Source organism: Mesorhizobium sp. M5C.F.Ca.IN.020.32.2.1, from assembly GCF_004023105.1.
Classification (GTDB): Bacteria; Pseudomonadota; Alphaproteobacteria; order Rhizobiales; family Rhizobiaceae; genus Mesorhizobium; species Mesorhizobium wenxiniae.
Genome location: NZ_RZSX01000294.1, coordinates 1 through 6,799, shown reverse-complemented (window position 1 = coordinate 6,799; position 6,799 = coordinate 1). Strand labels below are relative to the sequence as shown.

The 6,799-nt window shown below is 62.1% G+C and carries 9 protein-coding genes; 7 read left to right on the top strand and 2 right to left on the bottom strand.

The annotated features are described in order from the left end of the window. From EOA86_RS16395 to rpmG, 6 genes are all read left to right on the top strand, one after another. A partial coding sequence (locus EOA86_RS16395; protein ID WP_128342576.1) for an RNB domain-containing ribonuclease occupies nt 1-660 on the top strand: 660 nt, incomplete at its 5' end. Further along, entirely contained in the window at nt 660-1,112 is a 453-nt protein-coding gene (locus tag EOA86_RS16390; RefSeq protein WP_128342574.1) for a DUF983 domain-containing protein, read from the top strand. The genes EOA86_RS16395 and EOA86_RS16390, both read left to right, overlap by 1 nt. A 73-nt stretch (nt 1,113-1,185) precedes the next feature. Beyond that, complete coding sequence (locus tag EOA86_RS16385) at nt 1,186-1,920, top strand: NUDIX hydrolase (protein ID WP_128342578.1); 735 nt, start codon at nt 1,186-1,188, stop codon at nt 1,918-1,920. Nucleotides 1,921-1,941: 21 nt separating this feature from the next. Continuing rightward, nucleotides 1,942-3,117, top strand: coding sequence for an MFS transporter (locus EOA86_RS16380; RefSeq protein WP_127210818.1), 1,176 nt, complete (start codon nt 1,942-1,944; stop codon nt 3,115-3,117). Between the two features lie 105 nt (nt 3,118-3,222). Next, nucleotides 3,223-3,681 (top strand): hypothetical protein, encoded by a 459-nt coding sequence (locus EOA86_RS16375; protein WP_065009486.1) that lies wholly within the window; start codon nt 3,223-3,225, stop codon nt 3,679-3,681. Between the two features lie 185 nt (nt 3,682-3,866). Continuing rightward, on the top strand, nt 3,867-4,034 hold the full coding sequence (gene rpmG / locus EOA86_RS16370) for a 50S ribosomal protein L33 (RefSeq protein ID WP_006201775.1): 168 nt from the start codon (nt 3,867-3,869) through the stop codon (nt 4,032-4,034). A gap of 380 nt (nt 4,035-4,414) precedes the next feature. On the opposite strand, the gene EOA86_RS16360 is transcribed toward rpmG, so the two are convergent. Further along, on the bottom strand, nt 4,415-5,788 hold the full coding sequence (locus EOA86_RS16360; protein ID WP_127210817.1) for a PleD family two-component system response regulator: 1,374 nt from the start codon (nt 5,786-5,788) through the stop codon (nt 4,415-4,417). Nucleotides 5,789-5,821: 33 nt separating this feature from the next. Continuing rightward, entirely contained in the window at nt 5,822-6,178 is a 357-nt protein-coding gene (locus EOA86_RS16355) for a response regulator (protein WP_287247952.1), read from the bottom strand. Nucleotides 6,179-6,427: 249 nt separating this feature from the next. On the opposite strand from EOA86_RS16355, the gene EOA86_RS16350 reads away from it, so the two are divergent. After that, a complete protein-coding gene (locus EOA86_RS16350; RefSeq protein WP_127210815.1) occupies nt 6,428-6,727 on the top strand; it encodes a DUF3572 domain-containing protein in 300 nt (99 codons plus the stop codon). Nucleotides 6,728-6,799: the final 72 nt, after the last annotated feature.

The following is a 6,799-nucleotide window of genomic DNA, read 5'->3' as shown; positions in this document are numbered from 1 at the left end:
GGACTGGTCAACGAGGTGGTGCTGCGCACGCAGATGCAGGCCGAATATTCGCCCAGCAACATCGGCCATTTCGGCCTCAATCTGAAACGCTACGCGCATTTCACCTCGCCGATCCGTAGATATGCCGACCTGATTGTGCATCGCGGGCTGATTGCCGCCCTCGGCTTTGGTGCGGGCGGACTGACGCAAGATGAGGCGGAGCGGTTGGAAGAGGTTTCAGCACTGATCTCGGCCACTGAGCGCCGCGCCATGGCCGCCGAGCGCGACACGGTCGACCGGCTGATCGCCGCCTATCTGGCCGAGCGTGTCGACGATCGTTTCGATGCACGCATTTCGGGCGTCACCAAATCGGGACTATTTGTCCAATTGCCGCAGTATGGCGCAGATGGTTTCATCCCGGTGTCAAGTCTGGACGGCGATTACTATATATACGACGAAACTGCCCGATCGCTTTTCGGAGAGCGCACCGGCAAGGGCTATCAGCTTGCCGACCGCGTCGAGGTTCGCCTGATCGAGGTGGCGCCTATGGCCGGCGCGATGCGTTTCGAGATGCTGACCGACCCAAAGCCGCTGCCCGGCTCCAAACGGTCGTTTCACAAGGCCAAAGGCCGCGCCCGCGCGTCGCAATCGCGTCCAGGCTCGCGCGGCAGGAGACGATAATGCCAAGCTATTTGAACATGAACCAACAGGTTTTCGGCGGCGAACATCATTCGGGCCGCATTGCCCGCCCGCTGTGGACGGCGATGAAGCGTGGCGCGCTTGGCCGCTGCCCGCATTGCGGCGAGGGAAAGCTGTTTCGCGCTTTCGTCAAGACCGTCGATAAATGCGATCATTGCGGCGAGGAGCTCCATCACCACCGCGCCGACGACCTGCCGGCCTATCTGGTGGTTGTTATCGTCGGCCACATCGTGCTCGGCGCCTTCATGGGTGTCGAAGCGACCTCCACTTTGTCCACCTGGCAGCACATCGCCATCTGGGTGCCGCTGACCATCCTCATGGCGATCGTCTTGCTGCAGCCGGTCAAGGGCGCCGTCATCGGCCTGCAATGGGCGTTCTATATGCACGGCTTCGGTGGGGAAGAAGATCTGATCGAGTCGCATCCCGAGGCTTGAAACCGACGCTGGCGTAAATCGGCATGGCTGGACGCCACTTTCGCATCGGAGAAGATTCCGCTAGGTCGTGCGCATGGACGTTATGACCAAGGCGGAAGTCGACAAGGTTCAGCGGATCGCGCTCGACGCCAAGCCTATACGCCCGCGCGACGCCGCGACGCTGATCCTGCTCGACCGCAAGGGCGACGAGTTCCTGGTGCTGATGGGCCGGCGCCACGCCCGTCACGCCTTCATGCCGGGGAAATTCGTCTTTCCCGGTGGTCGTACCGATCCGGCCGACAGCCGAATTCCCGTTGCCACAGCGTTGCACCATGAGGAACAGGCGAGGCTGACCGCCGGCGTCGGCCGCACCAGCCCGGCCCGCGCCCGTGCCATCGCCCTGTCGGCGATTCGCGAGACCTATGAAGAAGCCGGCCTGCTGATCGGCCAAAAGGGCGCCTTCGGCACGACCAGGCGCGATTGGCAGGGTTTTGCCGAGCACGGCGTAAGACCCTCGCTGGAAGCGCTGCGCTTCATCGCGCGCGCCATCACGCCGCCAAACCGGGTGCGGCGCTTCGATACGCGCTTCTTCAGCGCCTGGCGCGATGATGTCGCCGTGGAGTTGCCGGACGGCGGTCCGACCAACGAGCTGGAGGAACTGGTCTGGCTGCCGCTCGCCAAGGCCAGAGAAGCTGATATTCCCGACATCACCAGGGCCATCCTCGAGGAGCTGGAAAAGCGGCTCGTCGATGATCCGCTGCTGCGTCCCGGTGGTTCCGTGCCGTTCTACCGGCTTGTCCGCAATCGCTTCGTTCGCGAAATTCTGTAGAGCATAGAGCATTCACATCCCATGACGGTCGATACCCAGCAAGAGGTCGAGGAACGCGTACATTGGCTGCCGATGATCGCGGCGATCTCGTCGATCAGTGTCGTCGGCATCGCCATCGGCCTCGGCATGCCGCTGCTCAGCGTAATTCTCGAAACGCGCGGCCATTCGGCGTCGATGATCGGCTTCAACACCGCTGTCGCCGGCCTCGCCTCGATCGTCGGCGCACCGCTCGCCACCCCGCTCGCCATGCGGTTCGGCGTCGCCTGGACGATGCTCGCCATGATCGCAACGGGAGTGCTGGCCTTTGTCGGCTTCCATTTCGCGCCGGACTTCTGGATGTGGTTTCCGCTGCGCGTCCTGCTGCACATCGCGCTGACGGTGCTGTTCATCCTGTCGGAATTCTGGATCAGCACATCGGCGCCGCCACACCGGCGCGGTCTCGTCCTCGGCATCTACGCCACCGTGCTGTCGCTCGGCTTTGCCGCCGGGCCGTGGCTGTTCGCCCAGCTCGGCAGCAGCGGCTTCCTGCCCTTCGGCGTGATCATGGCGCTGGTGACGCTGGCCGCCATCCCAGTCCTGGCAGCACGCAACGAGAGCCCGACCATCGTCTCCAACGGCGAAACCAGCAACTTCCTGCGCTACATCTGGTTGGTGCCGACGGCGACCGCCGCGGTGCTGGTGTTCGGCGCGGTCGAGACCGGCGGCTTTGCGCTGTTCCCCGTTTATGGCAACCGCATCGGCTATTCCGAGGCCGATGCCGCCCTCCTGCTCACCATGATCGGCCTCGGCAACGTGCTGTTGCAAATCCCGCTCGGCATGATCAGCGACCGTGTCAGCGACCGCCGTTATCTGCTTCTGGTGTGTGCAACCATCGGGCTTGCCGGCACTATCTTCATGCCGCACTTCGCGCAGGACTGGCATCTGATGGCGGCGCTTCTGTTCGTCTGGGGCGGCGTGGTCGCAGCCATGTACACGATCGGCCTGGCCCATCTCGGCTCGCAGCTTTCCGGTCACGACCTGGCCTCGGCCAACGCTGCCTTCGTGCTCTGCTATGGTGTCGGCATGGTGCTCGGCCCGCAGGCGATCGGCATCGGCATGGACCTTTTCGGACCCTCCGGCTTCGGCTGGGCGCTCGGCGTGTTCTTCGCCTTCTATATCGCGCTGGTCGGCGCCAGGCTCGCCCGAAAAATCCTGTAGAAAGACCCGATCGATGCCTCATGTGGCGCAAGGCTGCTGACATGACCGTGTCAGCAGCACCTGGGTAGATTGTCAGCAACACGCCACGAATTTGAGGATGCCGCCATGATCGACTCCGGGTTTGAAACGAAATCGGTGCGGATGGAATTGCTGCTGCTTGTGACCTTTCAAGCGCCGGCCTCCGATGTCGACCGCATCATGGAAGCTGTGGTCGCGATCGCTCCGCTGACCATGGGCAAGTACAACAGCAATGCCTACCAGTCGGCGCACGGCATCGAGCGCTACCGGCCACTCGAAGGCGTAGCTGCAGGCGCCGAGACGGAATTGCGCAGACGGCATGGCACGGTGGAGGTGTCGTTCGAACTGCCCGACGATCAGGCGTTGGCCGCCCGCATTGTCGAAGCGATATTCCAGGCCCACAGCTATCAGGAGCCGGTGATCCGCATTCAGCCGATCCTCGCCAGCCGCTCCAAGGGCTTGGACGACCGCTCCAACCCGAACCGCTGGTGGAACACCACGGGAGACTTGAAGAAGGCCGCTCCGCCGGTTAGGGAAGACGCATAGTTAGGAACATGCTCGGCTGCCGGCTGGCTCTGATATTGACCACGGCTTGCACAAGCGACTGCACCGAAGCCTCACGGGGTTGACTTTCCGGGCGCGTTCTTTATGTGTCGCGCCAAGTTTCCCGCGTCCGGGTGTTTCCCCGTGCTCCAGCGGCCAAAACTCCACGAACATAACGGACGAACACAATGGCCAAAGCCGCAAACATCAAGATCAAGCTTCTGTCGACCGCCGACACCGGTTTCTTCTACGTGACTAGCAAGAACAGCCGCACCAAGACGGACAAGCTGTCGTTCCGCAAATACGATCCGGTTGCCAAGAAGCACGTCGAGTTCAAGGAAACCAAGATCAAGTAATCTGGTTTCCTGCTTTAAAGCCAAAACGCCGCCCCTATGGGCGGCGTTTTGGTTTTCAAGGCTCGAAAAGTCCAAAATGTCCAATGCTTGTCGCAGAGTCTTGATGCGTTTTGGGGGCCGGTCGGCGTTTGGCAGCGGTACGAGGAGGCCACTATGTGCCAGCGCCGGCCGGCCGACCCCACGGACCCAGGAGATGCGGCGGACCTGAATCATGGGGTATTCTTCGGATCGATCCGGCTATCTACCTCGCGCCGGTTCCGTCATTGATCTGCACATTTGCGCAACAGCCTGTGAAAATCAACAATTTCTTAACCAAGCCCGGCGAATCGCTTGCGTTAAGGTAAATTCGTAACCCTGTCGCACTGAATGGAGAATTGGCCTTACGCCGCCTTGGCGACGACGCGGTTGCGGCCGGCGCTCTTGGCTTCGTAGAGCGCGAGATCGGCGCGCTTCATCAGCCCGGCAACCGTGTCCACGCCCTTCAGCACCGACGACACGCCGACGCTGACGGTAACCTCGATCGTCTTGCCGTCGTGACCGACTGCAAACGGCATAAGAGCGATTTCGGCGCGAATGCGCTCCGCGACCTTTTCGGCGACGGCGCCGTCCGTGTCCGGCATCACCACGACGAACTCCTCGCCACCGAAACGGCAGGCGAGATCGATGCCGCGCACATTCTTGCGCAGCCGCCGCGCAAATTCGCGCAGCACCTCGTCGCCGCCGTCATGGCCATGTGCATCGTTGATCGTCTTGAAGCGGTCGAGATCGGTGATCATCATCGACAGCGGCCGTCGCCGCGCTACGGCACGGTCGAACAACGTCTGCAGGTGGCTGTCGAGGTATCGGCGATTGTGCAGCCCAGTCAGCGCGTCGGTCACCGCCATCTCGATGGTCTGGGTGACGCTGGCACGCAGCTGGTCGTTGTAGCGCTTGCGGCGCACCTGCGTGCGTAGCCGAGCCGTCAGCTCCTGCTGGTCGATCGGCCGCATCAGATAGTCGTTGATGCCGAGTTCGAGGCCGCGGATGATGCGCCCCTCCTCACCCTCCTGCGCCAGAAGGATGATCGGCACGAAACGGGTGCGATCGAGCGAACGCAGTTGCGAGCAGAGCCTGAGCGGATCGAAATCGGCAAAGGCCGTCGAGATCATCACGCATTCATAGGGCGTCTCGGCGGCCTGGAAGAAGCCGGCATGCGGATCGGTGGCGATGTCGAGGTCGGCGGTGCCGCGCAGCATTTTCTGGACGCGCTCGAAGGAGGATTTGCGCTCGTCGATGAGCAGAACCTTCGGCGTGGTGTCTGCGGACGCGAAGTTGCGGCTCAACAGCTCCTCGATGCCGATATTGCGCGTGGTCGAGGCGCGCAAGCGCAGCTCGTCGGTCAACGTCTTCAGCCTGACCAGGCTTTTGACGCGCGTCATCAGCTGCAGATCGTTGGCCGGCTTGGTCAGAAAATCGTCGGCACCGGCCTCGAGGCCGCGCACCCGGTCCGAAACCTGGTCGAGCGCGGTGATCATGACGACGGGGATGTGCGACGTCGCCGGGTCGCTCTTCAGCCGCCGGCAGACCTCGAACCCGTCCATGTCAGGCATCATCACGTCGAGCAGCACAACATCGACCTTGCCGTTTTCGCAGGTCTCGATCGCGTCCAGCCCGTTCGTGGCGGTCACCACCTCGAAATATTCGGCAAGCAGCCGGACCTCGAGCAGCCTCACATTGGCAGGGATGTCGTCGACGACGAGGATCCGTGCAGTCATCTCATAAAGCTCCGGCTCGGCTGGAAGGGCGCATCAGGCGTCGCCCAGGTAGGATTTGATGGTTTCGATGAAACGCGGCACCGAGATCGGCTTGGAAATATAAGCTTCGCAGCCACCCTGGCGGATACGCTCCTCATCGCCCTTCATCGCGAATGCAGTGACGGCAATGACCGGTATGACATGGAGGTCGTCGTCTTCCTTCAGCCATTTGGTCACCTCCAGCCCCGACACTTCGGGCAACTGGATGTCCATCAAAATAAGGTCCGGCTTGTGCAGTCTCGCCAGATCCAGCGCTTCCAGGCCGTTGCGCGTGCGTACCGTCTCGTAACCGCTCGCTTCGATGAGGTCCCGAAAGAGCTTCATGTTGAGCTCATTGTCCTCGACGATCATGACCTTCTTAGGCATCAAATTCCCGTCCCGGCCTGCCTTCCGCTCGAAGGTTGCCGTCATGCGCCCTCGCCGGTACGCACCAAACCCTGCTCCACTCTACCGCCAGATAATTGACGAAACGGAAACCGGCTACCGGAAAAGCTTCGGATTTCACCGCGAACTCCGCATTGCAGAGCTAGATGGCTTGCCGCAGGCGACGCTTGCGATTACAGCCAAAAACAGACTCATTCACCGCGCAAGAAAGTAGTGATGGCAAACGCAGCGTCAATGCGCGAGGAAGCGGAAACCATTGCCGTGAAGGCATTGGGCTTCGTCGCCGCCGATCCGGAACTTCTGCCCCGTTTCCTGGCGATCACCGGCATCGAGGCACATTCCATCCGCCAGGCCGCCGGCGAGCCGGGGTTCCTGGCCGGCGTGCTGCAGTTCATCCTCGCCCACGAGCCGACGCTCATGCGGTTCGCGGAGGAAACCGGCACGCCGCCGGCTGCCGTCGGCAGGGCGCTGCGGACGCTGCCGCTTGGCGACGACGACCATGAACATTCGATGTAAGCGACGACCGGATCGCGAAAACGCCTACGGCGTCGTTTCTTCTTCGCTGTCGTCACCGTCATCATTCTCAAC

Coding starts and splice junctions, on each gene's coding strand:
- EOA86_RS16390 (WP_128342574.1), top strand. CDS start 660: ATGCCAAGCTATTTGAACATGAACCAACAGGTTTTCGGCGGCGAACAT.
- EOA86_RS16385 (WP_128342578.1), top strand. CDS start 1,186: ATGGACGTTATGACCAAGGCGGAAGTCGACAAGGTTCAGCGGATCGCG.
- EOA86_RS16380 (WP_127210818.1), top strand. CDS start 1,942: ATGACGGTCGATACCCAGCAAGAGGTCGAGGAACGCGTACATTGGCTG.
- EOA86_RS16375 (WP_065009486.1), top strand. CDS start 3,223: ATGATCGACTCCGGGTTTGAAACGAAATCGGTGCGGATGGAATTGCTG.
- rpmG (WP_006201775.1), top strand. CDS start 3,867: ATGGCCAAAGCCGCAAACATCAAGATCAAGCTTCTGTCGACCGCCGAC.
- EOA86_RS16360 (WP_127210817.1), bottom strand. CDS start 5,788: ATGACTGCACGGATCCTCGTCGTCGACGACATCCCTGCCAATGTGAGG.
- EOA86_RS16355 (WP_287247952.1), bottom strand. CDS start 6,178: ATGATCGTCGAGGACAATGAGCTCAACATGAAGCTCTTTCGGGACCTC.
- EOA86_RS16350 (WP_127210815.1), top strand. CDS start 6,428: ATGGCAAACGCAGCGTCAATGCGCGAGGAAGCGGAAACCATTGCCGTG.